Annotated in this window: 25 protein-coding genes; 12 read left to right on the forward strand and 13 right to left on the reverse strand. The window is 68.0% G+C overall.

Going from position 1 to position 26,454, the window contains the following annotated elements; translation table 11 throughout:
* Positions 1-149 precede the first annotated feature (149 nt).
* The gene (locus NN2_RS00640; protein ID WP_063009457.1) at positions 150-1,277 is read left to right on the forward strand and encodes a resuscitation-promoting factor; all 1,128 of its coding nucleotides are present in this window, start codon (positions 150-152) and stop codon (positions 1,275-1,277) included.
* Here NN2_RS00640 and NN2_RS00645 read toward each other — a convergent pair whose 3' ends face one another.
* Positions 1,278-2,039 carry an SDR family NAD(P)-dependent oxidoreductase gene (locus NN2_RS00645; protein ID WP_030515203.1) on the reverse strand — a complete coding sequence of 254 codons (762 nt, stop codon included), beginning with the start codon at positions 2,037-2,039 and terminating at the stop codon, positions 1,278-1,280. It abuts the gene before it with no gap.
* A gap of 219 nt (positions 2,040-2,258) precedes the next feature.
* Here NN2_RS00645 and NN2_RS00650 point away from each other — a divergent pair, with 219 nt between their 5' ends.
* From NN2_RS00650 to NN2_RS00660, 3 genes are all read left to right on the forward strand, one after another.
* A complete protein-coding gene (locus NN2_RS00650; RefSeq protein WP_156511178.1) occupies positions 2,259-3,416 on the forward strand; it encodes an alpha/beta fold hydrolase in 1,158 nt (385 codons plus the stop codon).
* Between the two features lie 22 nt (positions 3,417-3,438).
* Positions 3,439-4,320, forward strand: a complete 882-nt coding sequence (gene rsmA, locus NN2_RS00655; protein ID WP_063009309.1) for a 16S rRNA (adenine(1518)-N(6)/adenine(1519)-N(6))-dimethyltransferase RsmA — start codon at positions 3,439-3,441, stop codon at positions 4,318-4,320.
* A 183-nt stretch (positions 4,321-4,503) separates the two neighbouring features.
* The gene (locus tag NN2_RS00660) at positions 4,504-4,851 is read left to right on the forward strand and encodes a hypothetical protein (RefSeq protein ID WP_146102304.1); all 348 of its coding nucleotides are present in this window, start codon (positions 4,504-4,506) and stop codon (positions 4,849-4,851) included.
* Here the strand turns inward: NN2_RS00660 and NN2_RS00665 are convergent.
* The 5 genes from NN2_RS00665 to NN2_RS00685 form a co-directional block, all read right to left on the reverse strand.
* On the reverse strand, positions 4,818-5,519 hold the full coding sequence (locus tag NN2_RS00665) for a VOC family protein (RefSeq protein WP_063009313.1): 702 nt from the start codon (positions 5,517-5,519) through the stop codon (positions 4,818-4,820). The two genes, NN2_RS00660 and NN2_RS00665, sit on opposite strands and share 34 nt — an antisense overlap.
* Positions 5,520-5,618: 99 nt before the next feature.
* Entirely contained in the window at positions 5,619-6,017 is a 399-nt protein-coding gene (locus NN2_RS00670; RefSeq protein WP_063009315.1) for a hypothetical protein, read from the reverse strand.
* Positions 6,018-6,167: 150 nt separating this feature from the next.
* The gene (locus NN2_RS00675) at positions 6,168-8,405 is read right to left on the reverse strand and encodes a heavy metal translocating P-type ATPase (protein ID WP_063009317.1); all 2,238 of its coding nucleotides are present in this window, start codon (positions 8,403-8,405) and stop codon (positions 6,168-6,170) included.
* A complete protein-coding gene (locus tag NN2_RS00680) occupies positions 8,402-9,283 on the reverse strand; it encodes a DUF8832 domain-containing protein (RefSeq protein ID WP_063009319.1) in 882 nt (293 codons plus the stop codon). Before NN2_RS00680 ends, NN2_RS00675 begins: the two co-directional genes overlap by 4 nt.
* Entirely contained in the window at positions 9,284-9,490 is a 207-nt protein-coding gene (locus tag NN2_RS00685; protein WP_030515214.1) for a heavy-metal-associated domain-containing protein, read from the reverse strand. It abuts the gene before it with no gap.
* Between the two features lie 285 nt (positions 9,491-9,775).
* Here NN2_RS00685 and NN2_RS00690 point away from each other — a divergent pair, with 285 nt between their 5' ends.
* A complete protein-coding gene (locus NN2_RS00690) occupies positions 9,776-10,702 on the forward strand; it encodes a 4-(cytidine 5'-diphospho)-2-C-methyl-D-erythritol kinase (RefSeq protein ID WP_030515215.1) in 927 nt (308 codons plus the stop codon).
* A 69-nt stretch (positions 10,703-10,771) separates the two neighbouring features.
* On the opposite strand, the gene NN2_RS00695 is transcribed toward NN2_RS00690, so the two are convergent.
* Complete coding sequence (locus NN2_RS00695) at positions 10,772-11,716, reverse strand: LLM class flavin-dependent oxidoreductase (RefSeq protein WP_245658471.1); 945 nt, start codon at positions 11,714-11,716, stop codon at positions 10,772-10,774.
* Positions 11,717-12,203: 487 nt separating this feature from the next.
* Between NN2_RS00695 and NN2_RS00700 the strand changes: the two genes are divergently transcribed.
* Entirely contained in the window at positions 12,204-14,006 is a 1,803-nt protein-coding gene (locus NN2_RS00700; protein ID WP_063009321.1) for an ABC-F family ATP-binding cassette domain-containing protein, read from the forward strand.
* Between the two features lie 38 nt (positions 14,007-14,044).
* Here the strand turns inward: NN2_RS00700 and NN2_RS00705 are convergent, their stop codons facing one another.
* From NN2_RS00705 to NN2_RS00715, 3 genes are all read right to left on the reverse strand, one after another.
* The gene (locus tag NN2_RS00705) at positions 14,045-14,377 is read right to left on the reverse strand and encodes a hypothetical protein (protein ID WP_063009323.1); all 333 of its coding nucleotides are present in this window, start codon (positions 14,375-14,377) and stop codon (positions 14,045-14,047) included.
* A 68-nt stretch (positions 14,378-14,445) separates the two neighbouring features.
* Positions 14,446-15,384, reverse strand: coding sequence for an Abi-alpha family protein (locus NN2_RS00710; protein ID WP_227463029.1), 939 nt, complete (start codon positions 15,382-15,384; stop codon positions 14,446-14,448).
* Positions 15,381-16,703, reverse strand: a complete 1,323-nt coding sequence (locus NN2_RS00715) for a DUF445 domain-containing protein (RefSeq protein ID WP_082856617.1) — start codon at positions 16,701-16,703, stop codon at positions 15,381-15,383. Before NN2_RS00715 ends, NN2_RS00710 begins: the two co-directional genes overlap by 4 nt.
* Before the next feature lie 419 nt (positions 16,704-17,122).
* Here NN2_RS00715 and NN2_RS38315 point away from each other — a divergent pair, with 419 nt between their 5' ends.
* Positions 17,123-17,995, forward strand: a complete 873-nt coding sequence (locus NN2_RS38315; RefSeq protein ID WP_030515219.1) for a DUF4393 domain-containing protein — start codon at positions 17,123-17,125, stop codon at positions 17,993-17,995.
* 89 nt (positions 17,996-18,084) lie between these two features.
* A complete protein-coding gene (locus NN2_RS00725) occupies positions 18,085-18,645 on the forward strand; it encodes a nuclear transport factor 2 family protein (protein ID WP_036524295.1) in 561 nt (186 codons plus the stop codon).
* A 208-nt stretch (positions 18,646-18,853) separates the two neighbouring features.
* On the opposite strand, the gene NN2_RS00730 is transcribed toward NN2_RS00725, so the two are convergent.
* Positions 18,854-20,473, reverse strand: a complete 1,620-nt coding sequence (locus NN2_RS00730) for a peptide chain release factor 3 (RefSeq protein WP_063009325.1) — start codon at positions 20,471-20,473, stop codon at positions 18,854-18,856.
* Positions 20,474-20,582: 109 nt separating this feature from the next.
* Here NN2_RS00730 and NN2_RS39155 point away from each other — a divergent pair, with 109 nt between their 5' ends.
* The 4 genes from NN2_RS39155 to NN2_RS00745 all read left to right on the forward strand — a co-directional run bounded on the left by NN2_RS39155 (position 20,583) and on the right by NN2_RS00745 (position 23,461).
* Complete coding sequence (locus NN2_RS39155) at positions 20,583-20,828, forward strand: 1-acyl-sn-glycerol-3-phosphate acyltransferase (RefSeq protein WP_369828782.1); 246 nt, start codon at positions 20,583-20,585, stop codon at positions 20,826-20,828.
* 278 nt (positions 20,829-21,106) lie between these two features.
* Positions 21,107-21,715 (forward strand): 50S ribosomal protein L25/general stress protein Ctc, encoded by a 609-nt coding sequence (locus NN2_RS00735; RefSeq protein WP_063009327.1) that lies wholly within the window; start codon positions 21,107-21,109, stop codon positions 21,713-21,715.
* Between the two features lie 35 nt (positions 21,716-21,750).
* On the forward strand, positions 21,751-22,329 hold the full coding sequence (pth, locus tag NN2_RS00740) for an aminoacyl-tRNA hydrolase (RefSeq protein WP_063009329.1): 579 nt from the start codon (positions 21,751-21,753) through the stop codon (positions 22,327-22,329).
* Positions 22,330-22,354: 25 nt separating this feature from the next.
* Entirely contained in the window at positions 22,355-23,461 is a 1,107-nt protein-coding gene (locus NN2_RS00745; protein WP_063009331.1) for an ADP-ribosylglycohydrolase family protein, read from the forward strand.
* Positions 23,462-23,464: 3 nt separating this feature from the next.
* Here the strand turns inward: NN2_RS00745 and NN2_RS00750 are convergent, their stop codons facing one another.
* Together NN2_RS00750 and NN2_RS00755 are read right to left on the reverse strand one after the other, a co-directional pair.
* Entirely contained in the window at positions 23,465-25,111 is a 1,647-nt protein-coding gene (locus tag NN2_RS00750) for a fatty acyl-AMP ligase (protein WP_063009333.1), read from the reverse strand.
* 148 nt (positions 25,112-25,259) lie between these two features.
* Positions 25,260-26,447, reverse strand: a complete 1,188-nt coding sequence (locus NN2_RS00755; RefSeq protein ID WP_063009335.1) for an aminotransferase class V-fold PLP-dependent enzyme — start codon at positions 26,445-26,447, stop codon at positions 25,260-25,262.
* Positions 26,448-26,454: the final 7 nt, after the last annotated feature.

A 26,454-nucleotide genomic window follows, 5' to 3' on the forward strand; every position in this document is an offset into this window, starting at 1 on the left:
GTGTGCTCCAGTTCACTTACGATTGCGCGGTCGTGATATTTCCGGATCGTCGATATCGAATCGTGATGTGGAAATCCCCTGTTCCACGGCATGTAGTTGCCAGGGACTGACCCCCTCGTTATCGTATTGTGACCATGCCGGAGTTTCGGATATCCGCTCTCCAGCGGATCAACACGTCGCGCTCGCCGCTGCTCTACGCGGCGATCGCCGCGATGCTGATCACCCTGATCATCGGGGCGAGTCTGGCGATCGTCAGCCGCAAGACCGTCATCCTGGTCGTCGACGGTCAGCGCACGACCGTCACCACCATGGCCGCGAGTGTGAAGGGTGTGCTCAAGGCCGGCGGCTACAAGCTGGCCGGTAAGGACTCGGTGTCGCCGTCCGGGGATGCCGACGTCGTCAACGGTGCGACCATCACGCTCAATCGCGCCCGGCAGCTCTCGCTGACCTTCGACGGCAAGACCAAACAGGTGTGGACCACCGCGTACACCGTCGCCGACGCACTGTCTCAACTGCAGCTGCCCGGCGACGTTTTCGTCTCGCCCTCGCGTCCCACCCCGCTGCCGTTGCAGGGCGCCGTGCTGGCCGTCACCAGCCCGCGCACGGTGCAGCTGTCCGACAACGGTGAACCGATGAGCTACGTGCGGCTGGCGGCACCGACGGTCGGGGAGCTGCTGCAGGTACAGGGCGTGCCGCTGACCGGCGAGGACACCGTGGAGCCGGTGGCCGTCACCCCGCTGCACGACGGTATGAAGATCACCGTCACCCGCAAGCACACCGAGAAGGTCACCGAACGCGAACCTCTCGACCCGACCGAGAACGTCATCGAGGACACCGACCTCAACATGAGCCGGACCGTCGTCGAGAATCCCGGCAAGGCCGGGGTGCAGGACGTCACCTACGCCGTCTCGATCGTCAACGGCAAGGAAACCTCGCGTGAGGCCGTCGGGCATACCGTCGTCGTCCCCGCCCAGCCCAAGACCGTCCGCAAGGGCGCCAAGCCCGGTACCGAAGTTCCGCCCGTGCGCGACGGCGCGGTCTGGGACGCGCTGGCCAAGTGTGAATCCGGTGGCAACTGGGCGATCAATACCGGCAACGGGTATTTCGGCGGTATCCAGTTCGACCAGAGCACCTGGTCCCGGCAGGGCGGACTGAAGTACGCCGAGCGGCCGGATCTCGCCACCCGGGAAGAGCAGATCGCCATCGCCGAGGTGACGCGGGCCCGGCAGGGCTGGGGTGCCTGGCCCGCGTGCACGAGTCGCTTGGGGATCAGCTAGTCACATCAGGGCGCCGCCGTCGACGCGGATCTCCGAGCCGGTGATGTAGCGGCCGTCCTCGGAGGCGACCATGGCGACCACGCCGGCGACGTCGGCGGGTTCGCCCAGGGCGCCGCCGTTGAGCCAGCCGGTCAGGCGGGAGAAGAGGTTCCAGTCGGCGTCTTCGGGGGTTTGCAGATTGTTGGTGATTCCGCTGGTGATTCCGCCCGGGACGATGTTCACCGCGCGTAGGCCCTTCTGTGAATACTCCAGCGCGACCGCATGGGTCATCGCGTTCACCCCGCCCTTGGAGGCGGCATAGGCGGCCATATACGGATTCGCGCCGAGTGCCGCGGTGGAGGAGAAGTTCACGATCACCGGATGTTCGGACTGCAGCAGCGTCGGGATGGCCGCCTGCATCATCAGGAAGGTGCCGGTGAGGTTGATGCCGATCACCTGATTCCAGCTCTCGAACGCCATCTCGTGGGTGTGCGCGGTACGCATGATTCCGGCCGCGTTGACCAGCACGTCCAATCCGCCGAGATGGTCGACGGCCGCGGCGACGGCCGGGCGCACCGATTCCGGATCGGCCACGTCGACGGTGACCGTATGGAGCCGCTCGCGATCCGCGCCCACCTCCGCCACGGTCTCCTTCAGTCCGGGCTCGGAGATGTCGGCGCCCACCACATGCGCTCCCTCGGCGAGCATGCGCACCACGATGCCCCGCCCGATGCCCGAGCCCGCCCCGGTCACCACCACCCGTCGTCCCTCGTGCCTGCGCATCATTGCGGCCGTCCTCTCGTGCTGCTTCGGGTGCGGTGAGACCTGATGTGCCACCGCCTGTTCCGCGAGTACACCGAAACTAGAACGTGTATCAATTGACGTCAACGCTCCGCGACGCCCCGGCCTGGGGATTTCCGGACCGTGCGGTGTGTGCACCGTAAAATCAGCAGATCCCAGATGATGTGAGGTGCCATGCGGTTGTCGAAATGTTCGGCTCGAATGCGGTGGCCGCTCGTGGTCGCGGCCCTGTTCACCGCGTTGGCGCTCGGCTCGGTCGTCGCGGTGCCCGACGCCATTGCCGAGCCGGCCGGAACGACGGTGTCGGTCACCGCGCAGCCGGACGGCTGGCACGGTATGACCGGGGCGGCGCTACTCGACTATCGGACGACGACCTCGCGCGGTGAGCCCGTCCCCGCCAGCGGTGCGGTGTTCCTTCCGCCGGGCGAACCGCCCGCGGGTGGCTGGCCGGTGGTGGCCTACGACCACGGCACGAGCGGGCTCGGCATGGGATGCAGCGGCATCTCGAATCCGGGTACCGCGCCCTACCCGTCCGGCCGCGCCAAGGAAGACCGCATCCTGCAGTACTTCCAGTCCAAGGGATTCGCGGTGGTCGCGCCGGACTATCTCGGGCTGGGTGCGTTCGACACCGGTCCGCATCCGTATCTGGAACGGCAGTCCGAGGCGACCGCGACCATCGACCTGCTGCGGGCAGCGCGTGCGACCTATCCGCAGCTGTCGCGCACCTGGATCGCTGTCGGTGCGTCGCAGGGTGGTCAGGCCGCTCTGGGTACGGGTCATCTCCAGCAGAGCTATGCGCCCGACCTGGACTTCCGCGGGACCATCGCGGTCGACCCCGAATCGGATCTGGAGCACGTTCTGCCCATCGCCGGGCCGTGGGTGCCGAATATTCCGGAGATCGGCGACGGCAGCACCGCCTTCATCGCGGGAGTGCTCGTCGGAATGCGGGAAACCCGGCCCGATATCGACGTCGACAGCTATCTGAGCCCGCGTGGGCGCCAACTGCTCGACAGCATCGGCAGCCTGTGCCTGGACGGGATGATCGCGCAGGTCAACGGCGCATCGCTGGGCGATCTGCTGTCGCGGCCGCTGGGCGACCCGCGGTTCACGGCCGCGCTCACCGACTATCTGGCCGTGCCCACGAGCGGCTACGACGCTCCGATCCTGTTGCTGCTCAACGCCACCGACCGCACCGTGCCCTCGCCGCTGCACGCCGCGCTGGCCGCCCAGCTTGCCGCGAACGGCGTGAACTCGCAATCGGTGGTCGGCACCGGGCAGCACTGCGACCTGAATCCGCAGATGTGGGCGGCGATCGACGCGTTCGTCGCGCGGGTGCAGTCCACGCCGTACCGGCCCTAGCCGCACTGATACCTTGTCGGGCGTGTCCGAACCTGTGAGCGAAGCCCGTGGCCTGGCCGAACTGCTCGGTCCCGCCGAAGTGCGGGTGCTGGCGGAACGGTTCGGCGTGCGCCCGACCAAACAGCTCGGACAGAACTTCGTGCACGACGCCAACACCGTGCGGCGAATCGTCGCCACGGCCGGCGTCGGACGTGACGACGTGGTGCTCGAGGTCGGCCCCGGACTCGGCTCGCTGACCCTGGCACTGCTCGACGTCGTGGATCGGGTCGTCGCAGTGGAACTGGATCCGGTTCTCGCACAGCATCTTCCGGAAACCGTGTCCGACCGCGCCACCGGGCTCGCCGACCGGCTGACCGTGGTGCCCGGCGATGCGCTGCGCGTGTCGGCCACCGATATCCCCGGTGAGCCGACGGCGCTGGTCGCGAACCTGCCCTACAACGTAGCGGTACCCGTGCTCCTGCACCTGCTCGCCGAATTGCCCAGCATCCGAACGGCTTTGGTGATGGTTCAGGCCGAGGTGGCCGACCGGCTCTCCGCCGAACCCGGCTCCCGCATCTACGGCGTCCCGAGCGTGAAAGCCGGATTCTTCGGCGCCGTCCGCCGCGCGGGAGCCGTCGGCCGCCAGGTGTTCTGGCCGGTTCCGCAGGTGGAGTCGGGACTGGTCCGCATCGAGCGCTACACCGACCCACCGTGGTCGCTCGACACCGCCCACCGCGAGCGCGTGTTCGCCGTAATCGACGCAGCTTTCGCTCAGCGCCGCAAGACATTACGCGCCGCCCTGGCAGGGTGGGCGGGATCGCCCGCCGAGGCGGAACGGCGATTGGTCGCGGCGGGAATCGCGCCTACCGCGCGGGGGGAAACCCTCGACACAGCAGCCTTCGTACGCCTCGCCGAGCAGGGGTGACCAGATCAGGTCACGCCCTGGGATATCGAAGGCCTTCAGACCGTCGCCGACAACGCTGCCGCTATTGCTGATTCGATCAAGACGGCATCGGACACCGGTCAGCAGCAGGGCGATTGGACGTCGTTCCCGGTCAAATATCACATGATCAAAGTCAACTATCCCGGAGACTGAAGGCGAATCGGTATGCGTCGGAAATTGGTGTTTGCTGTCTGCGTGGCCGCCGTCGTCGTCCTCGGTGCGGTGGACTTCTATTACTCCACGGTCCGATACGAGGCGTGGACATGGATGTTCACGCCTCCGCCTCGTATCGACGGCACCGACTACGGTCGCGTTGCCGCGCCGGCCGACAGCGCCGAGCTCGACAAACTGCAGAACAGGTACGGAAAGCCGCACGACAGCGGACGCCGGTGGCCGCTTCCGTTCCGGATCGAGGAATCGTCGCGGCGTTGTGATTCCGAACCGTGGGTGTTGTACGTGCACGGATTCGACGGCAAGGTCTATCCGTACGTATTGAATTCAGGGTGTGTCTGAACGCACTGGACGACGGCTTCGTCGGTCAGAGCGATCTTTTCGCTGTGGCCGGCGGATTCGATGCGGACCGATACCGGTCCGGTGGCCGGGACGTCTTCCTCGGTGGGGAACCAGATTCGGCCCGACTGTGCCAGGATGAGCAGCCCGTCGTGGCCGCCTATCGGGGCGAATTCGGATAGTTGTGGCGGGAAGGGTGGGAGTTCGAAGGCCTCGGCGAGGTGGCGTACGGCCCGGCGCACGTCGGGCACGCCGATGCCGACCTCGCTGATCGACAACAGGTGCGGGGTTTCGCCCGGGCTGCCCGGGGTCGCTCGATCGGCCTGGCGCGCAATCAGTTCCAGCAGACTTCCGTCCGGCCCCCGGAAATACAGCGATCGAGAATCCCATCCTTCCGGGCCGTCGATGATGTCGGAACCGCCGACCGTGAGCAATTCGGTCCGCTGCCGCAACCAGCGGCGGGCCAGGTCGAAGTCGTGTGGCGAGATGCCGAACGCGAGATGGTGCACGCCGTCGAAGGCGGCGCCCGCGGTCACCCTCAATCTGCTGGAGCCGATCTCGACGACAACACCATCAGGCTGCGCGATCACCGGAAGCTCGAGCACGTCGCGGTAGAACTCCGCCGTGGCGTCGAGATGTGTTGTGGTGAGCTCGACTTCGAGGATCTTCATCGCGGCGCCCTTCGGTGGGAAACGGTCGCCTCCGACGCTAAAACCTGAACCGCGGTTAACGTCAAGATCAGGCAGCGGACCCGGGCAAAGGTGTGATGATCACATGCAACTCGGATCGTGTGGGCGGGAGTCCGCGGTCGGCAAGTCTTCTTGTGACCGGGGTGCCGGCGCGGCGGTGGCGGCGGGGTTGTCGCTCGGCGGGGTCAACGGGATCGGCAGCGGTATCGGGGGAGTGGCGGGGCGGTGGCGGGTGATCAGGACCGAGTAGGCGCAGAGGGACGCCATCACGGTGAATCCGCCGCTGACCAGTATGTTCTTATTTATCGAATTGCCGCTGACGAAGGGCGTGCCGATGGCGAGGAGTATCGAGCCCACCGCGCACAGTGCCAGGCTCGCCCGGAAGACCTGCTGTCTGTGGTCGTCGAGGGCGCGTGCGAGAAACATCGCGGCGATGCTGACGAACCAGATCACCAAACCGATCCCGAACAGGATGCTCATGTGGTCCCTGCCTTGTCCTCGTGCGCGGCCGGTCGCTGGGAAACAGGCCGACGCGACAGCGCATTCTTCTCTTCGGACGGAAAGTATGGCGGACCGGGGCGGGAACGCCGAATGTCCCGTCCGATCGGACGGGACATTCGGCGGATTCGTTCAGCGGAAGCGCCGCAGGCGCAGGCTGTTGCTCACCACGAACACACTCGACAGGGCCATGGCCGCACCCGCGAGCATCGGGTTGAGCAGTCCGGCCGCCGCCAGCGGAATCGCCGCCACGTTGTAGCCGAACGCCCAGAACAGGTTGCCCTTGATGGTGCGCAGGGTGGCCCGGGAGAGCCGGATCGCCGTGCCGACCGTCCGCAGATCGCCGCGGACGAGCGTGATGTCGCCGGCCTCGATCGCCACGTCGGTGCCGGTGCCCATCGCCAGGCCCAGGTCGGCCTGGGCGAGAGCGGCCGCGTCGTTGACGCCGTCGCCGACCATCGCGACGACCTTGCCCTGATCCTGCAGGCGCTTCACCACGTCGAGTTTGTCGGCGGGCAGCACCTCGGCGATCACCTCGTCGATGCCGACCTGATCGGCCACCGTGCGCGCGGTCGCGGCATTGTCACCGGTCAAGAGCACCGGCGTCAGTCCCAGCGACCGCATGTCCGCGATGGCCTCGGCGCTCGAGGCCTTGATCGCATCGGCGATGACCAGCACACCGCGCGCCTGCCCGTCCCAGGCCACCACGATCGCCGTACGCCCGGCGGTCTCGGCTTCGGACTTGGCCTGCGCCAACGACTCCGGCAGCGGGATCGACCAATCCGCGAGCAGTTCGGTGCGGCCGATCACGACCGCGCGCTCCCCGACCAGACCCTGCACGCCCTTACCGCCGTGGCTCACGAACTGCTGCACCGGCTCCTCGGCCAGACCCTGTTCGGCGGCGCCCCGCACCACCGCCCGGGCCACCGGGTGTTCGGATCCGTGTTCCACCGCCGCGGCGACGGCCAGCAGCTCGTCGCGATCCTGGCCCTCGGCCGGGATGACCTCGGCCAGCGACATGGTGCCGGTCGTGACCGTTCCGGTCTTGTCCAGCACGACGGTGTCGATGCGCCGGGTCGATTCCAGCACCTGCGGACCCTTGATCAGGACGCCGAGCTGGGCGCCCCGGCCGGTGCCGACCAGCAGTGCGGTAGGTGTGGCCAGGCCGAGCGCGCACGGGCAGGCGATGATCAGCACCGCGACCGCCGCGCCGAAGGCCACCGCCACCGCGGCGCCGCTGCCGAGCCAGAAGCCCAGTGTGGCAACCGAAATCGCGATCACGATCGGGACGAACACGCCGGCGACCCGGTCGGCCAGCCGCTGCACGGGCGCCTTGCCGTTCTGCGCCTCTTCCACCAGTGCGGCCATCTGCGCCAGCTGGGTGTCGGCGCCGATCCGGGTGGCCCGCACGGTCAGCACCCCGCCGGCGTTGACGGTCGCGCCGATCACCGGATCGCCCGGGCCCACCTCGACCGGCACCGATTCACCGGTCAGCATGCTCATGTCGATAGCCGAATTGCCGTCGGTGACCACACCGTCGGTGGCGACCTTCTCACCCGGACGCACCAGGAACACATCGTCGACGCGCAACTCCGACACCGGAATTCGGTGTTCGACGCCGTCGCGCAGTACCGCCACATCCTTGGCGCCGAGTTCCAGCAGCGCTCGCAGTGCCGAACCGGCCCGCTCCTTGGCACGGGTCTCGAAATACCGCCCGGCCAGGATGAAGACGATCACACCGGCCGCGACCTCGAAGTAGATGTTCGACGCCGACGCGGAGCGCTCGACCGCGAAGCTGAAGCCGTGCTTCATACCCGGCATTCCGGCATCGCCGAAGAACAGCGCGTACACCGACCACGAGTAGGCCGCCAGGGTGCCCAGCGAGATCAGGGTGTCCATGGTGGCGGTGGCGTGCCGGGCGTTGATCCACGCGGCGCGATGGAAGGCGGCGCCGCCCCAGAACACGACCGGCGTGGCCAGCGTCAGCGAAAGCCATTGCCAGTTCCGGAATTGCAGCGCCGGAATCATCGCCAGGGCGATGACCGGAAGCGCCAGCGCGAGGCTCACCAGCAGCCGATGCCGCAGTTGCCGTAGCGGCGAATCGGTGGAAACCTCTTCGGCCGCAGCGGTGTGCGCGGGACGCGTGTCGTGGACGGTGGCGGTGTAGCCGGTGTCGACGACACGTTCGATGAGTTGATCCGGCGTCACCGTTTCGGGGAAGCTGACCTTCGCCTTCTCGGTGGCGTAGTTGACCGTGGCGGTGACGCCCGCGATCCGGTTCAGTTTCTTCTCGATGCGTGCGGCGCAGGAGGCGCAGGTCATGCCACCGATATCCAGCTCGACGGAGCGCTCTGTCGTGGGCGCGCTCATTGGTGACCTCCTCCGTGCTCTCCGTTGTTGTGCTCGTTGTCGTGGTGCCCGCTCTGCTGCCCGGTTACCGCCTCGGCGGTGAATTCCGCCGTGTGAACCGCGCCGCCGTGGGCGAAGTCCAGGTAGAGCCGGAAGGCGCCGGTACTGGGCGCTTGGGCGTGGAAGGCGACCCGCGGCCCGGCGGGTGTCGAGCCGACCTCTCCTTCGGGATGAACATGAAGGTAGGACAGATCGTTCCCGCGCAGTGCGACCAGATGCCCGTAGGCACCCAGATAGGGTTGCAGATCGGTGACCGGCCGCCCGTCGCGGGTGACGGTGAATCCCACCTCGCCGCCGGCGGTCGAGAGATCGCCGTCCATGCGAACCTGGTAGCCGTCGACGGTGGTGGTGCGCGAGACCGGCGGCAGGGGCCGATCGGCGGTCGCGCCGGTCACGGTGACGGTGCGGCTGAGCACCAGTTCATCCGGCGCCGCCGTGGGCCGGGAATCTGCGAAGATGCGATAGGTGCCCGGCTGGGCCCACGTCCAATCGATCGACCAGGTGCCGGTGTCGTCGCGGACCGGGTGCACGTGCCGGTATTCGGTGGTATCGGAGCGGACGGCGATCAGATGCAGGTCCTGCTCGTGCAGATCGGTGTACTGGGTGACCGGTGCGCCGTCGGGGCCGGTGATCCGGAATCGGAGGGTGCCGGGGGTCCGAGGTTCGGTAGGTGCGCTCACCTCGGAGAGGGTGTATCCCTCCTGGGTGGCCTGAAGTCCGGTGCCGTGGCCGGGAGCCGGCTCGGCCGGATCGCCCACCAGGGCGCCGATGCCGAGCGCGGCCCCGAACAACACGACCAGTCCGCCGCCGAATGCCGCGAACTTCAGTCTGTCGTTCATTCAGCTCGCCACCTGATATCCCGCCTCGTCGACGGCGGCGACGACCTCGGCGTCCGTCAGCGGTGCGGCGGATTCGACCTGGACGCGGCCGGAGGCGAGGTCTACGTCGACGCTGGTGACGCCGTCGATCTTGCCGATCTCCTTCTGCACCGACGCCACGCAGTGGCCGCAGGTCATCCCGGTGACGGTGTAGGTGCTGGTAGCCATGATCGCTTCCTTCGCTCGCTCTTATACGGTGAGGGGGTATCCCCTGACATCAATGAACATACCCCCCATGGGTACCCGGCGCAAGGGGGACGACGGGGAATTTCGCCCGCGGTGGCGCGCATCTCCGGCGACACCCGTCCGCGCAGGTAATCGGCCTGGCGTCGGCCGGCAATTCGGCGTCGGCTGCCTGGCGCGGCGGCCGGTGTCCGGCGAGTCCCCAGCTGCGGGAGCCCCGCGTCGCGCGGCAAACCGACCGTTTGCCGCGCGGACGGATAACCTAGCCCCGTGCTGTCTGTAGTACCCAGTTCCGTGGTCGTCCGCGCCCCCTCCAAGGTGAACCTTCATCTGGGGGTCGATGACCTGCGTAGCGACGGATACCACGAACTGACCACGGTCTTCCAGGCGTTGTCGCTGGCCGACGATGTGCGGATCGCTCCGGCCGGATCGCTGGCCGTGACCGTGCACGGGGAGGGCGCCGCCCAGGTGCCCACCGATCGCACGAACCTGGTGTGGCAGGCCGCCGTCCGGCTCGGACATCTGGCCGGCCGCGCTCCGCTGGTGGAGATCGAGATCGAGAAGGGTATTCCGGTGGCCGGGGGGATGGCCGGCGGCAGCGCGGATGCTGCCGCGACGCTGGTGGGGCTCAACGAATTGTGGGGGCTGGAGATGTCGCGCGACCAGTTGGCCGAGGTCGCGGCCGAACTCGGCAGCGATGTGCCCTTCGCGCTGCACGGCGGCACCGCACTGGGCCGCGGACGTGGCGAGAAACTGCTTCCGGTGTTGTCGCGCAACACTTTTCACTGGGTGCTGGCATTGGCGAAGGAGGGGCTGTCGACGCCGAAGGTATTCGGCGAACTGGACCGGTTGCGCGAGAACGGCGATCCGCCGCGCCTCGGCGACCCGCAGGAATTGCTGCAGGCGTTGGCCTCCGGCGACCCCACCCAGCTCGCGCCCCTGCTCGGCAACGATCTGCAGGCCGCCGCCCTGTCGCTGAATCCGGCCCTGCGCCGCACCCTGCGTGCCGGCGTCGAGGCGGGCGCCCTCGCCGGAATCGTCTCCGGTTCGGGGCCCACCTGTGCCTTCCTGTGCGGTAGTGAGGACGATGCGGTGGAGGTCTCGGCCGAACTCTCCGGCGCCGGGGTGTGCCGCAGCGTCCGCACCGCGACCGGTCCGGTGCCCGGTGCGCGTGTGCTGGCCGACGGGCGTCACTGACCGGACGTGACGAGCCGGCGCCGATCGTCGCGTGCGGGTCGGCGCCGGCCGGTAGCTACGTACGACCGTTCAGCTGAGAGTGTCGGCGAGGCGGTCGACCTGTTCCGGGTCTCGCCCGTAGCAGTAGAAGATCACTTCGTCGGCGCCCAGATCGGCGAATTGCTTTGTGACCGTGCGGATCTGCTCCGGTGTGGTGAGCATGCCCTCGACCATGTTCGCGCCGTAGTCGCTGAAGGCGTAGTACGCCGACATGGCGGCGCGGGCGTCGTCGATGACGTGCCGCGGACCCAGGGCCACGTTGACCTGCGCGACGATGCGCGGTGAACCCGGGCGATCGTAGTCGCGCCAGAACCGCCGCACGGTGTCGAACAGGCCCGGCGCCCACGAGGGTGCGGCCGCGGCGAGGAATCCGCCGCCCCAGCGTGCGACGCGTTCCAGCGCGGCGGGCTGGAATCCGCCGAACAGCAGTTCCGGACCGCCGGAGGTGTGCGGCAGCGGGCCGATCGCGGCGCAATTCTCGCTGTAGGGTTCACCGGACCAGAGTCTGCGCATCGTCGCGATCTGCTCGTCCAATCGCTTTCCGCGCGTGCGCAATTGCGTCCCGGACGCTTCATGGTCGTCGGCGCGGCCGCCGACACCGAGCCCCAGGGTGAATCGGTCGCCCGAGAGCCGGTCGAGGGTGGCGACCTGTTTCGCGAGCAGCGCGGTCTCCCGCAGTGGCGCGAGGAGCACTTCGGTCTGCAATCGGATCCGCTGCGTCGCACCGGCCAGATGCGCAAGTGTCACAAGGGGTTCCGGATTGTCGTAGACCAGTCGATCGAGCAGTCCGAGGGTGGAGAACGGGCCCGATTCGGCCCGCTCGGCCCATGCGACGAGTGACTGTGGGGCGGCGATCGGCAGCCCGATGCCGACCTTCACGCCGTGGGCTGTGCGCAGTGCGTCCGGCTGCCCGGAACTGTCGCCTGCACGGTCGCCGGGTGACGAGGTGGCAATGGCGGATGACGAGTCGGTCATGAGAATCCTCCGAATGTGGGGTCGGCAAATCAGCGCCGCCCACTCCGCGCCCTCACGAGGCGGGGCTCCCGCACTACGGCCATACTTCTGGAGAGCCCATTTGGATTGCCCGCAGAGTACCTATGCCTCAACCTTTTTCGCAACCGCGATCCATGTGTGGAGCCACGCGGTACCGCTGCGGTTCGGTCCGCCGCAGAGGAGGGACACGGCCGCAGTGGGACGGTTACGGTAAGCGCGGAGCCGAGAACCGTGTGCATGTGTGGCCGCGCCGCCATCCGCGTGCGTTTGGTGTGATCCGCGAGAGGCGGGCTCGCGCCCGGTTCACCCGCGCCGGAAGTGCGCACCCTCGTGCCGTAACCTTCACGGGTGAAGCCGACGGGCGTGGTCCCGCCGCTGCGGGAGCGCAGCCGGCGCGCGCGACGCGGCCGGATCCGCCGAGCTCGTGGCACACCCGGAGGCCCCGCCATACTCGGAGAGGACTGACCCCTTGGCGAATCTGATCAATCTGGAGCAGGTCCACAAGAGCTTCGGAATCACCCCGCTGCTGGACAATGTGTCCCTCGGCGTGCAGGAGGGTGAGCGGATCGGGGTCGTCGGTCTCAACGGCGGGGGGAAGACCACACTGCTCGAGGTGCTGACCGGGCTCGAGCAGCCCGACAGCGGGCGGGTGAGCCGGATCAACGGCCTGCGCATGGCGGCGGTGACTCAGCGCGGTGTGCTGCCGGAAGGGGCCACCGTCGGCGAGGTGGTGCTGGCCGGGCTCGCCGAGGACGCGCGCACGGACGGCGTCGCCGAACACGAGTGGGCCGCCAATCCGCGCATCCGCAGCGTGCTCGACGGTATCGGCATCGCGGATCTGGGCATGGACACCTCGGTCGCGAATCTGTCCGGTGGCGAGCGCCGCCGTGTGGCGCTGGCCGCCGCGCTGGTGCGCGAACTTGATCTGCTGGTCCTCGACGAGCCGACCAACCACCTCGACGTCGAGGGTGTGCAGTGGCTGGCCGAACATCTGCTGGCGCGCCGCAGCGCACTCGTGGTGGTCACCCACGATCGCTGGTTCCTCGACACCGTCGCCACCCGCACCTGGGAAGTGGTGGGCGGCAAGGTCGAAAGCTATGAGGGCGGCTACAACGACTGGATCTTCGCCCGCGCCGAGCGGGCCCGCCAGGCCGATGCCACCGAGGCGCGCCGCCGCAATCTGGCCCGCAAGGAATTGGCCTGGCTGCGTCGCGGACCGCAGGCCCGTACCTCGAAGCCACGCTACCGAGTCGAGGCCGCCGAGGCCCTGATCGCCGATGTGCCGCCGCCGCGCGACACCGTGCAGCTGGCCTCCTTCGCACGGAAACGCCTGGGCCGCGTGGTGATCGAACTCGAGGACGCCACCCTCACCACCCCCGACGGCCGCGAATTGGTGCGCGATCTGACCTGGCGGTTGGCGCCGGGAGAGCGGGTCGGCCTGGTCGGGGTGAACGGATCGGGCAAGACCACCCTGTTGCGCGCTCTCGCCGGTGACGCGGAACCGGCGGCCGGTAAGCGGATTCAGGGCCAGACCGTCCGGATCGGCTGGCTGCGGCAGGAACTCGACGATCTACCCACCGACATGCGGGTGCTGGAAGCGGTGTCCGATGTCGCCGAGCGAACCTGGCTGGGAGACAAGGAGATCAGCGCCGGGCAGCTCGCCGAACGGCTCGGATTCACACCGGCCAAACAGCGCACTCCGGTCGGTGACCTGTCCGGCGGTGAGCGCCGCCGCCTGCAACTGACCCGCATCCTGATGAGTGAGCCGAACGTCCTGCTGCTCGACGAGCCCACCAACGACCTCGACATCGACACCCTGCAGCAACTCGAGGACCTGCTCGACGGCTGGCCCGGCACCCTGGTCGTGATCAGCCACGACCGGTATCTGATCGAGCGCATCAGCGACTCCACCTGGGCGCTGTTCGGCGACGGCAAGCTCACCAACCTGCCCGGCGGGATCGAGGAGTACCTGCGTCGCCGCGCGGCCCTCGCCGACACCGCGCGCCGCCCCACCGGAACCTCCGCACCGACCGAAACTTCCGCTCCCGCAACCGATTCCGCCGCCTACCGCGCCGCGCGCAAGGAGTTCGGCCGGCTGGAGCGGACCCTGGAGAAACTCGGCGAGCGGGAGGAACGCCTGCACACCGCACTGGCCGAAGCCGCCACCGATCCGGAGAAGCTGGTGAGCCTCGGCGCGGAACTGAAGCAGGTGCAGGCCGAGAAGGAATCAACCGAGATGCGCTGGTTGGAACTCGCCGAAGAGGTGGGGTAGGCAGTTACGACCGTCGGCGGCGGCCGGGGCCTCCGGCCTCACCACAGGTGCAGGAAGTCCCGAACGTCGTCGTATCCGTCGAGAGCCCGGCCGTCGACATCCGAAGGGTCCGCTTCGGCCCGGGCCGCAAGGGATTTCACCAGCGCCACGGCGTCGACACCGAGGTGGCCGAATCGTCGCGCGGTGTGCCCCAGGCACAGTACGGCCAGCCCGAGCAGTGGACTTCCCGAGACTGCGCGCGTCCCGACCTGCATACACCAGTGTTCGACGAAATCTCGGTCCTCGTCGTTCAACGCGCTTCCGACCAGGACGTCCGCGGCCTCCCCTTCGGCGGTGCGATCGCGCAGGGCCCGCTCCAATGTCTCGACCACGACCGCATGCGGTAGCGCGGGCGGGTTGTGGAATGTCCGATGAGTGTGCGCGGTGGTCCTATCGCGTTTCAGAGCGCGTGGCCCAGTGGCGGCACCGGCAGGCACGCACAGGTGAAATCCGTGCCGAACGAGGTGAGCGCGATGCTGCGGTAGGCGACCTTGGTGCCGAATCCGCGCTTGAGCAACCGCCGCACCTCGGGCTGTGATTCGAGCAACTGATAGCGGGCCGGGTTGTCCAGCTGATCGCCCTCGACGGTGATGAGGCCGAGGCGGCGCAGATTGGTCAGATAGGTGATCGCCCGGTCGGGGAAGCGCAGCGCCGCGGTCTCGCCGATCAGCGACATGCCGACCTCGATGCGCTGGGTGCCCGAACTCAACGGCCGCCCGGTGCGGATGTCGAGCGCCGGCTGCGGCCCGTCGAGGTAGAGGAAGCGCAGGATCCGGGCCTCGTCGGGAGCCAGTTCGGCGAGGATGCGCGCGAAGGCCGGATGGTCGCTGTCCTCGCAGTGCACATCGGCCGAGCGGCGCAGCAGTTCGGCGCCGCGATCGCGCAGGCTCGGCGCCGAGCCGGTGGGGGCGCCCGCGGGTGCGGCATCGATACCGAGCGCCCGCCGCACCGAGTCGCGAACCTGCTCGCCGGCCTCGGAGAGCACATGCCGCGGCGGCTGCCCGGACATGCTGCCGCGCACCACCGTGGCCGTCACCCCCACTGCGGTGCCCAGGCCCCAGGCCGCGGCCTCGGTCACCGCGGAGAGCGCCACCCGCACCACACCGGTCGTGGTGCGCACGGGACCCGCCCAGCCCGGGCGGGCATCCTCGGACAGCATCAATTCGGCCGACCGGCGCGCGACGAGGTCGGTGGAGCGTGCGTCCGGGTCGGGGAAGACCGTCTCGATTTCGGTCGCACCGGTACCGGCCGCCGCGTCGGCGCCGGATTCGGCCACCACCTCGGCGTATTCGATCGAAAACTCGGCGCCGTCACCGGTTTCCGGCGCGGATCCGCTCACAGCCATACGTTCGCTACTTCCGTTCCGAAGATCAGAAGATGAGCGTAACCGGCGATGAGCCCCAGCACACCGCCATGGACGAACAAAAGCCACTCGTCCTGTTTGATCGCCGCGCGCAGCATGTCGACGAAGTCCGGCGGTTTCAGCGCCGCCATCTGCTTGGCGATGTACTGGCTGACCTGCCGGCTCTGCTGGGCGTTGAATCCGGGATCGGCGAAGGCGGCCGGTGCCAGCGATTTGGCCTCGTCGGTGAAGCGGTTCTGCAGGGTCGCGTAGTCGCGACTGCCGATCACGAACTTCAGCGCCCCGCGCATCGGCCCGAGCGCGCGGTCGGTGGCCGGGCGCAGGGTGTCCTCGAGAACCTGCATGGTGCGGTCCGAGCGCGGGCCGTTCAGCAGTTCGTCACCGACATTGGCGATCGTGATGATCTGGGTGGCCACCAATTCGGCATAGCCCTCGGTGATTTCGGGCTGCCGCTTGATCAGCAGACCCTGCCGCCACGGGCACCACCACTTCGGATAGGCGGGTTCGAAGATCATGTTGAGCCCGATCCAGTTGACCACCCAGCCGATGATCACACCGCCGACCGGCAGCACCACCAGCGGCGACCAATGCGTCAGATGCAGCACCGCGACGAGCACCAGACCCATCGGCGCGCCGAAATAGAAGCCGAAGTTCTGCATGAACCGCAACTCCTTGGCGCCCAGCACCTGAAATACGGTGTTGAGCAACTGCGGCCGCGATTGGAAATATCGGATCACCATCTGTTTGACATCGAGCAGTTGTTCGATGTTCGACCCGAGTTCGTCGGTCAGTTCCTTGAGGATATCCGGAAGTTGTTCCCGGACCCGCTCGTGTACCAACTCCCGGACCTGCGCGGGCAGGTTGTACCAGAGCTGCGGATGTTCCCGGCGGGCAATCTCCTCGACGATGTCGCGGATCTGCGACTGCGCCATATCGGTCAGATGCGCGGCCAGTTCATCGGGCTCCAGTTCGCGATAGAAGTCGGCGACGCTGCCGAGTTTCGAGAGCCCTTTGTCGACCGCGATCGAGGCCATCTTGTCCGCGCGCGAGGGCACGATTCCCTGCCAGCCCATGCGGCCGTCGTACTGCAGCAGCGGCAGCACCTGAATGCGCTTGGGAAGATAGGGGAACAACCATTTCAGACCCGGTACCCGAAACCCGTGAAAGCGTAGCGGCTTGAACAGCATCAGGATGCCGGTCCAGTTGGTGATATAGCCGATGACACCCGTGAAGAGGGGGATCGTGATCAGTTCCAGCAAAATCGTCGGGTGAAAACCCAGCAAACTATCCAGCACGACACCCTCCTGCCGACCCCTTACCGGTGACCGCCGTCACACCGGCACTACAACGTACCCCGTCGGCCAGGCGAACCTTACTGTGAATTCCGGAAACGGGTCCAATTGCGACCGGAGCGACGCGGCCGGAGGCGGCAGCGAGCGTAACCACGGAGGCCGCCGCGGAAGTCGCCATCCAATTCGGGTTTGGAAGCCGCTACACGGTAGCGTATCGGCGGAGACTTCGATCACATCGTGCGATCGGAATGTCGCACCGGACAGCGGCAGCCGCAAGAATGACCGGAACCACATTCATGCCGCTATCGCTGTGCGGGTGTCGGCGCTCATGGCCGAGAGCCGCCGAACATGGCCGGTGGCCTTCGGGGTGCGGTAAGAATATGTGAGCGGATTCGTTCACCTGGCGATATTCGGAGAATGACGTGACAGACGACAGGACCGGACAGGATGTGGTCCGACCCGGTTCCCGCGCTGTGGAACGCAGCTCGGACGTGGAGAAGCGGCAGATCAGCAACGAAGCCCGCATGATCCGCGGCGTCTTCCGGGCTGCCGGCCTGGCAGCCGGGACCGCGGTCCGCGGCGGCCAGTGGGCCGTCGGCACCGGTCTGGAGGTCACCAAGCAGATCGCCCAGGCCGCGCTGGACGGCGAATCCTCCACCGAGATCGCCGAACGCACCGGAGCCGCACTGCAGTCCGTCGCCCGCAGCGTCCTCGGCGTCACCGAGGGTTCGGTGCGCGAGATCGTCAGTTACGTCCCCACCAACGGCCAGGCGCCCGGCCCGTCGACCGGCGGGCTGGTCCGCTCCTCGACCCTGGTCGATCTGCGCCGCCGCGGCGACAATCTGCTCGCGCGCTCGGCCGATGTGTACTTCACCGAGGAAGTCCATCCGGCCTACGACCGCATTCTCGATCAGCTGTCCTCGGACGAGGCGCGGATTCTGCGGTTCATGGCCATCAACGGCCCGCAGCCCTCGGTCGACGTGCGCACCAACCGGCCGCTGGGGATCGGTTCCGAGCTGGTCGCGGGAGATCTGACCTCGGTGCCGGAGCAGGCCGGCGTGCGGTATCCGGACCGGTCGCGGCTGTATCTGATCAACCTGAACCGGCTCGGTCTGCTGACCACTTCCGACGATCCGGTGGTGTTGAGCCGTTATATGGTGCTCGAGGTCCAGCCGATCGTGGAATCGGCGCTCAAGCAGGCCGGCCGGGTGCCCAAGATCGTGCGAAAGAGCTTGCGCCTCACCGAATTCGGCGAGGACTTCTGCAAGACCTGCTTCACCATCAACGGGTCCTGACCCGCGGCTGCCGGTCAACGCTGTGTAGCGATACGATACAGATTTTCCGATCTGCGCAGATTCGCCGGATCCGGTGGGATTGTTGAGGTATGGATTCCGATGCCGTCTCCGCGATCAGCCGGCTGAAGTTCCGGTACCTGAGAGCACTCGACACCAAATCGTGGGAAGACTTCGCCGACACGATGATCCCGGAGGCGACGGCGACCTACAGCGAGTACCTGCAGTTCGAGTCGCGTGATGCGTTCCTGGCGTTCATGCGCAATACCCTCGGGCCCCACGTCATCACCGAACATCGGTGCGACCATCCCGAGATCGATATCGACGGCGATTCGGCGACCGGCACCTGGTACCTGGCCGACACCGTGCTCATTCCCGGTCACAACATGCTGCTGCGCGGGGCGGCGTTCTACAACGACCGGTATGTGCGCTGCGACGACGGCCAGTGGCGTATCGCCCACACCGGATACGAGCGGACCTACGAGGTGGTGCTGTCGCTGTCGGACCTGCCGAGTCTGCGCCTGACCGCCAGCCGGTGGGGCGTGATCACCGGTGAACCGGGTTCGGTGCCCGATATCCCGGCCGTGGTGTCGAATATCGAGGACACTCCGGGCGGGTCGGTCGAGGAAGAACCGGACGAGGCGATCGGCTGAGTTTTCGGCGACGGCTTCGCCGACGCGGGTTTTCGGCCCCCTGGGCCTCGATTTTTCCCTCCTCCGCTCAGTCGCTGCGCTCCCTCGCTCCGTCAGTCCAAAATCGAGGCGGGCCGAAAACCACCAAGGTCTACGATGCGCCAATGGTGAACCGGCCGTACCGGTTTATCGGCGATCTGGCGGGGCCCTGCGTGATCCGGCCACGCAGTCAGTCCGCGGTCGCGACGAGGGGTTCCAGGGTCAGGCCCGACATTTCCTTCTCGATGTACTGCAGCCGCCACTTGTCGCTGAACAGGGCCAGGATCACGCCGTCGGTGCGGGTGAAGACCTCGACACCGCGCTGGCGGTCCAGCTCCGGCGAGGAGGCGGCGTCGGTGCGCCGGGCCAGCTGATAGGGCAGGAAGTCCAGCTGCGTTTCGACGTTGAATTCGGCCTGCATGCGGGCGGTGACCACCTCGAACTGCATCGGGCCGACCGCCGCCAGCACCGGAGAGGCGTCGCCGCGCAGATCGTTGCGCAGCACCTGCACCACGCCCTCGGAGTCGAGCTGATCGATGGCCTTGCGGAACTGCTTGTACTTGCCCGCGCTACGCGCGCGCAGGGTGGCGAAATGTTCCGGCGCGAAGGACGGAATCGGCGGGAACTCCACCTTTTTGTCCACGAACAGCGTGTGCCCGGGGGCGAGGGCGGTCGCGTTGACCAGACCGACCACATCGCCGGGGTAGGCGGTGTCGACGGTGGCGCGTTCGCGGCCGAAGACGGTGAGCGCGTATTTGGTCGCGAACGGGCGTCCGGTCTGGGCGTGCGTGACGACCATGCCGCGCTCGAATTCTCCGGAGACGATGCGCATGAACGCCAGCCGGTCGCGATGCGCGGCGTCCATACCGGCCTGCACCTTGAAGACGACCGCGCTGAACGGGTCGGCCGGCTCTCGCGGTGCGCCGTCGACGTCGGCGCGCGGGCCGGGCGGCGGGGCCAGCGCCACCAGGGTGTCGAGCAGTTGGCGCACGCCGAAGTTCAGCACCGCCGAGGCGTAGATGACCGGTGAGGTCTGCCCGGCGAGGAACAGTTCCTGATCGTGGTCCTGGCCGGTGGCCGAGAGCAGTTCGCTCTCCTCGGCCGCGGTCTCCCACGGTTCGCCCTCGCGAGCGGCGGCCTGCTCGGGCGAATACGACTCCTCCGGCGCGATGGTCGCGCCACCCGCGGTGCGGGTGAAGTGGATGTATTCGGTGGCGGCGCCCTCGGGACCGCGGCGCAGCAGGCCGCGGAAATCACCCGCGATGCCGACCGGCAGGAACAGCGGCGTGGGGGTCAGGCCGATTCGCTCGCTGATCTCGTCGAGCAGTTCCAGCGGCGCCCGTCCCGGGCGGTCCCACTTGTTGATCACGGTGATCACCGGGATGCCGCGGTGGCGGCAGACCTGGAACAGTTTGAGGGTCTGCGGCTCCAGGCCCTTGGCGGCATCGATGAGCATGACCGCGGCGTCGACGGCCGTCAGCACCCGGTAGGTGTCCTCGGAGAAATCGGAGTGGCCGGGCGTGTCGACCAGATTGATCACGCACTCGCCGTACTCGAACTGCAGCGCCGTCGAGCTGACGGAAATACCGCGTGCCTTCTCCATTTCCATCCAGTCGGAAACGGTGGATCTCCGGCCGGATTTTCCGTGGATGGCGCCGGCCTCGGAAATCATCTTCGCGTGCAGGGCCAGGGCCTCGGTGAGCGTCGATTTACCCGCGTCGGGATGGGAGATCACCGCGAAGGTGCGCCGCCGTTCCGCCTCCTGCGCCACCCGCCCGGATGTGGTCGTGCTGGCTGAGGGGGAATTCACCGATCGGCTCCTCTTCGCGGGACAGGGCAAAGCATCAGAATACGGGAACAGGCCCGTCCGGCCCGCGCCGGGCGGCCAGTGCCGTGGGGAAAGCCGCCGGTCAGGGCCGGTGTGCTGGGCATCCGGTAGGTGCCAGGTCAGTCGGCCGGGTGTCGGGCGACCGTTCGCAGCACCAGCCGGCGCGGCGGTCGAGATTCTGGAATCCGGCGGGGTGTGGGGCATTCATCCGGAAGGGACCCGCTCGCCGGACGGCCGGGTCTATCGCGGCCGCACCGGGGTGATCCGGGTGGCGATGCGTTCCGGCCGCCGCTACGTGGATTGCCATGCCGCGCACTTCCGCGCCGAATCCGCCTGAACCGGCCGGGGCCGACGATGGACTGGTGTCCGTTCGGCGTGCAATACCGCATCGGGGTGCGGCGCGGAAGCGGTTTCCGCTACATGCTATTGTTCTCAGGTTGTCTCGGCGAGGGTGTCGCACCCAGTGCACACCGTGATCGACGCGGCTCGGCTTCCGGCCGTTGTCGTGCGGTCATCGCCCGACGAGCAGACCCTTTCGCCAGGGCCGTCCGAATCAGGACAGTACCTGGCCAGCACACCGTCCGCCCCGGAAAGCCGTAGGAGAGTATTTCAGTCATGTCCGACGTCAGCGTCCTCGCAGCTCAGACCCGCACCGAATTCGGCAAGGGCGCCGCGCGCCGCACCCGTCGCGACGGCAACGTTCCCGCCGTCCTGTACGGCCACGGTGAGGCGCCGAAGCACCTGGCGGTCAACGCCCAGGCCTTCGCCGCGATCCTGCGCGAGCACGGCACCAACGCCGTGCTGGAGCTGGAGATCGACGGCAAGAAGGAGGTGGCGATGACCAAGTCGGTGGTCGTGCACCCCATCCGCCGCTACATCGAGCACGCCGACCTGCTGATCGTCAAGCGCGGCGAGAAGGTCGTCGTCGACGTGCCGGTCGTCCTCACCGGCGATGCCGCCGCGGGAACCCTGGTCACCCAGGAGGCTACCGTGCTGTCGGTCGAGGCCGAGGCCATGAAGCTGCCCGAGTCCATCGAAATCTCGATCGAGGGCGTCGAGGCCGGCACCCAGATCACCGCCGGCGAGATCGAACTGCCGAAGGGCACCACCCTGGCCGGTGACCCGGAGGCCCTGATCGTCAACATCATCGTCGCTCCGGCCGCCGAGGCCGTCGAGGGCGAGGGTGCGGGCGAGGCCGAGGGTGAGGCCGAGAGCGCCGAATAATTCGGTCGCTCAACGGATTTCGATGACGGAATCTGATGACGGAATCTACTGCCCCCGCGCTCGTGGTGGGCTTGGGTAATCCCGGGCCCGAATACGAGCGCACCAGGCACAATGCCGGTTTCCTGGTCGCCGATGTGCTCGCCGAGCGCATCGGCGGCCGGTTCACCGTGCACAAGAAGTCGGGCGCCGATCTGCTCGAAGCCCGGCTCGACGGGCGCAAGATACTGCTGGCCAAGCCGCGTACCTACATGAATCTGTCCGGCCGCCCCGTCGCGGCGCTGGCCCGGTTCTTCTCGGTTCCGCCCACCGAGGTCATCGTCGTGCACGACGAACTGGATCTGCCCTTCGGCAGCATCCGGCTCAAACGCGGCGGCGGCGAAGGCGGTCACAACGGCCTGCGTTCGATCTCGAATGCCCTGTCCACCAAGGACTATCTGCGGGTCCGGTTCGGTGTGGGCCGCCCGCCCGGCCGACAGGATCCGGCCGATTTCGTACTCAAACCGTTCTCCGCGCCCGAGCGCAAAGAGGTTCCGGTGCTGGTCGAACAGACCGCCGACGCGGTGGAGTTGCTGTTGCGGGTGGGGCTGGAAACCGCCCAGAACCAACTGCATTGAGTGATCTCTGCGAAGATCGGTGGCCGTGCAGGACTACACGACGATTTTCGATCGGTATCGGGGCACGCTACTGGGCGGGGCGGTCGGTGATGCGCTGGGCTGGCCGATCGAATTCCTGAAGCTGGAACAGATCCGGGATCGGTTCGGTCCCGACGGGCTCACCGGATTCGCCCCGGCGGCAGACGAATCCGCGCCCCGGCAGATCACCGACGACACCCAGATGACGCTGTTCACCGCCGAGGGGCTGTTGCGGTGCGTGCCGGGTGCGGATCCGGCGCCCGCTCTGCGTGGTGCCTATCTGCGCTGGCTGCGGACCCAACGCGAACACGCGCCCGACGCACGCCCCGACGGCTGGCTGGCGAGTCTGCCGTATCTGTACGCGGTGCGCGCACCGGGCAACGCGTGCATGGGCGGGCTGAATCGGCAGGCGCGGAGCTATCGCGAACCCCATCCCTTCGGCGTCCCGGGTCCGGTGAACGAGGACTCCAAGGGTTGCGGGACGGTCATGCGGTCCGCCCCGTTCGGATTGGCCGCCCTCGGACCCGAGGCCGCCTTCCAGGCGTCGGCCCGGTGTGCCCAGCTCACCCACGGCCATCCCACCGGATATCTGGCCGCCGGCGCCTTCGCCGCGCTGATCGACCGGCTCGTCGACGGCGCCGATCTGCGAACCGCGGTGCAGGACACCACGAGTCAGGTGGAGGCGGTCGCCGGTGGTGCGGAAACCGCCGCCGCCCTGCGCAAGGCCGTGGCCACCGCGGACGCGGGGCCCGCCACCTCCGAAGGGGTCGAACAGGTCGGTGCGGGCTGGGTGGCCGAGGAATGCCTGGCCATCGGCGTCTACTGCGCGCTGGACGCCGAGCGGACCGGGGACCTGCGCCGCGCATTCCTGTTGTCGGTCAACCACTCCGGCGATTCCGATTCCACCGGTTCCGTGGCCGGCAACATCCTCGGCGCCCGTCACGGCCTCGACGCGCTACCGCTGGATTGGTGCGGTGCGGTCGAGGGCCGCGACGATCTGGCCCGCGTCGCCGACGATCTGGTCGCCGCCTTCGTGTACCGCGACCGGACCCCGCTCGGCGACCGCTATCCGCTGGACGCCTCGGAAGATCCGGTACCGCAGCAACTCTCGTGACGATCAGTTCAGGTGCGCCGCGGTGGCCGAGCGGCGCAGCTTCCCCGAGGACGTCTTCGGCAGCGCTCCCGGGCCCAGGACGGTGACGCTGCGCGGGCGGGCGCCGACCGCGCTGAAGACCTCGTGGACGACCTCGTGCTCGATCCGGCGCACCACCTCGGGATCCTGGAAGTCGTTGCTCTCCACCACGACCGCGAAACTCTCGCGCTTCTGCCCGGCGTCCAGGCGGACCGCGACCGCGTTGCCCGGCCGCACGCCGGCGACGCGCAGCGCGGCGCGTTCGATATCGGTCGGGAAGATGTTGCGACCGCCCATGATGATCACGTCCTTGATCCGGCCGCAGACCACCACCGAACCGTCCTCGGTCACATAGCCGATATCGCCGGTGTCGAGCCAGCCCTCGGCGTCGCGCGCGGGCCGGAAACCCTCGACGGTCACATAGCCCGCGGTGACCGCGGGTCCGCGCACCTCGAGCACACCCACGGTTCGGGTCGGCAACGGCCGGTGCTCGTCGTCGACCACCCGGATCTCCAGATTGTCCACCGGTCGGCCGAGCAGAGGCAGGCGGCGCAGATTGCCGTGGTGGGCCGGCGCATCCGTCACCGGAACCGCCTTGCCGAGCGCTTCGAGCAGATCCGCGTCGACGAGGTCGACGACCTGCCCGACGCCCGGATCCGGAATCGACACCGCCAGTGTCGTTTCGGCCATGCCGTACACCGGCGTGAGCGCGGACGCGCTGAGCCCGAAGCGTTTTCCGGCCGCGGCCAGGGCCTCCATGGTGTCGGGATCGACCGGTTCGGCGCCGTTCCACATGTATCGCACACTGCTCAGATCCACGCTCCCGTCCTCGGCGCGCGCCAAGCGGCGGGTCAGCAGCGAATAGGCGAAATTGGGTGCGGCGGTGACCGTTCCGCGGTACTTCGAGATCAGTTCGGCCCACAGGATCGGCCGCCGCAGGAAGTCCATCGGCGTCACACAGACCACCTCGGCGCCCAATTGCATCGGGACGCTGAGGAATCCGACCATGCCCATATCGTGGAACAGCGGCAGCCAGCTGACCATCACGTCCTGATCGAGCTGGAACTTGACCCGGTCGAACATGGCGTAGGCGTTGACATAGAAGTTCTCGTGCGTGATCCGCACCGCCTTCGGCGATCCGGTGGAACCGGATGTCAACTGCTGCAGGGCGATATCGGAGTCCTCGGTCGGCACCGGATCGGTATCGGATCCGGTGGCCAGGTCGTCGGTCAGGACCACGGTGATACCGCGTTCGGCCAGCAGCGGCGCCGCCACCTCGAACGGCGCGCCCAGCACCACCGCGCGGGCGTCGATCATCCGCAACACCGTCTCGGTGTCGCGGGCCCACAACTGCAGATCCGTGCGCGGCGTCGGCTGATGCAGCATGGTGATCGACGCCCCGCGCATCCAGATCGCCTGGCAGGCCGGCGCGATATCGGCGGGCATACCCGCCAGCACGCCGACGGCGTCGCCGTGCTCGATCCCGGCCGCCGCGAGCCCGCCCGCCATCCGTCGCGCGAGGCGGTGGATCTCGTCCCACCCCCGGCGTAGCGGCGCCTCCGGCTCCCCGGTGATCAGCCCCCGGCGGGAACGTTGTGCGGTCGCGAACATTTCCTCGGTGAACCGGCTCACCCTCGAACTCCCGTCTCCACCCGACCGGCGGTCGGCACATCTGCACTATCTCGGTGCGCGGGCGCGGCGTTAGCCGGCGCCGGAGCGTGATCGTTTCAGCGTCGCACTACGAATAACACGATGAAAATCGGAACTCGGTTCGGCCGCCTCAGCCCGCGAGGCGGTCGACGGCCTCGAGGAAGCGATCGAGCTCCTCGACGGTGACGAAGCAATGCGGCGAGGCACGCACGACGGACTCGAGCCGCCGCGCGGACATGTCGAGCAGCGTCGAGCTACGGTAGCTGACGGTCACCGTGATGTCTGCGGCACGCAGGCTCTCGCGCACCTCGTTCGGATCGACTCCGTCGACGGTGAACGAGACGATGCCGGAATGTTCGGTTCCCAGGTCCCGCACCGTGACTCCCCGGATCGACGGCAGATTCTCGCGCAGATGCCGCGCCTTGGCGGCCACGTCGGCGAAGACGTTCTCCGGCCCCAGATCCAGCAGATACCGCACCGCCGCGCCGAGGCCCAGTCGCGCCGCCACGTCGCACTCCCAGAATTCGAAGCGGCTCGCGTCGGGAGCCACGCGGTAATCCTGGGGTCCGGTCCACGCGGCGCTGTGCAGATCGAGGCGGCTGGGTTCGAGTTCGCGGCAGACGTCGGGGTGGACGTAGAGGAAGCCGGTGCCGCGCGGGCCGCGCAACCACTTGCGGCCGGTGGCCGACATCGCGTCGACGCCCAGCTCCGCGACATCGATATCGATCTGACCGGCGGATTGGCAGGCATCCAGCAGTACCAGCGCGCCGACGCGATGGGCGATGCGGGTGGCCTCGGCAACCGGGTTGACCAGGCCGCCGTTGGTGGGAGCGTGCAGCAGCGAGACGATCTTCACACGGTCGTCCAGCATGGCGTCGAGGGCCACCAGGTCGATCTGCCCGGTCTCGTCGCTGGGAATCGTCTCGACGGTCGCCCCCGCCGCCCGCGCCCGCTGCAGGGCCGCGATCACATTGCTGGCGTAGTCCGAACCCGAGACCAGAATGCGATCGTCCGTCCGCAGCGGTACGGCGTAGAAGAAATCCGACCAGGAACGCGAGGCACTGTCGCTCAGGGCGATCGCCGCGGCGTCGGTGTTGATCAACGACGCGATCGCGGTCTTGACCGCCGCCAGATCGTCGAGCCGTTCCGAGGCGGCGCGATATCCGCCGATCTCGGCCTCCCGCCGCAGATGCGCGACGACGGTATCGACGACGACGCGCGGGGGTAGTGAGGACCCCGCGCTGTCGAGGAAGACCGGCGGCGGTCCGGCGGTGTCGTAGGCGGGGATATCGGCGCGCAGGCGGTCGCTATCGAGCACCCTGTCG

The organism is Nocardia nova NBRC 15556, from assembly GCF_001613005.1.
In the GTDB taxonomy this organism is placed as follows: domain Bacteria; phylum Actinomycetota; class Actinomycetes; order Mycobacteriales; family Mycobacteriaceae; genus Nocardia; species Nocardia nova.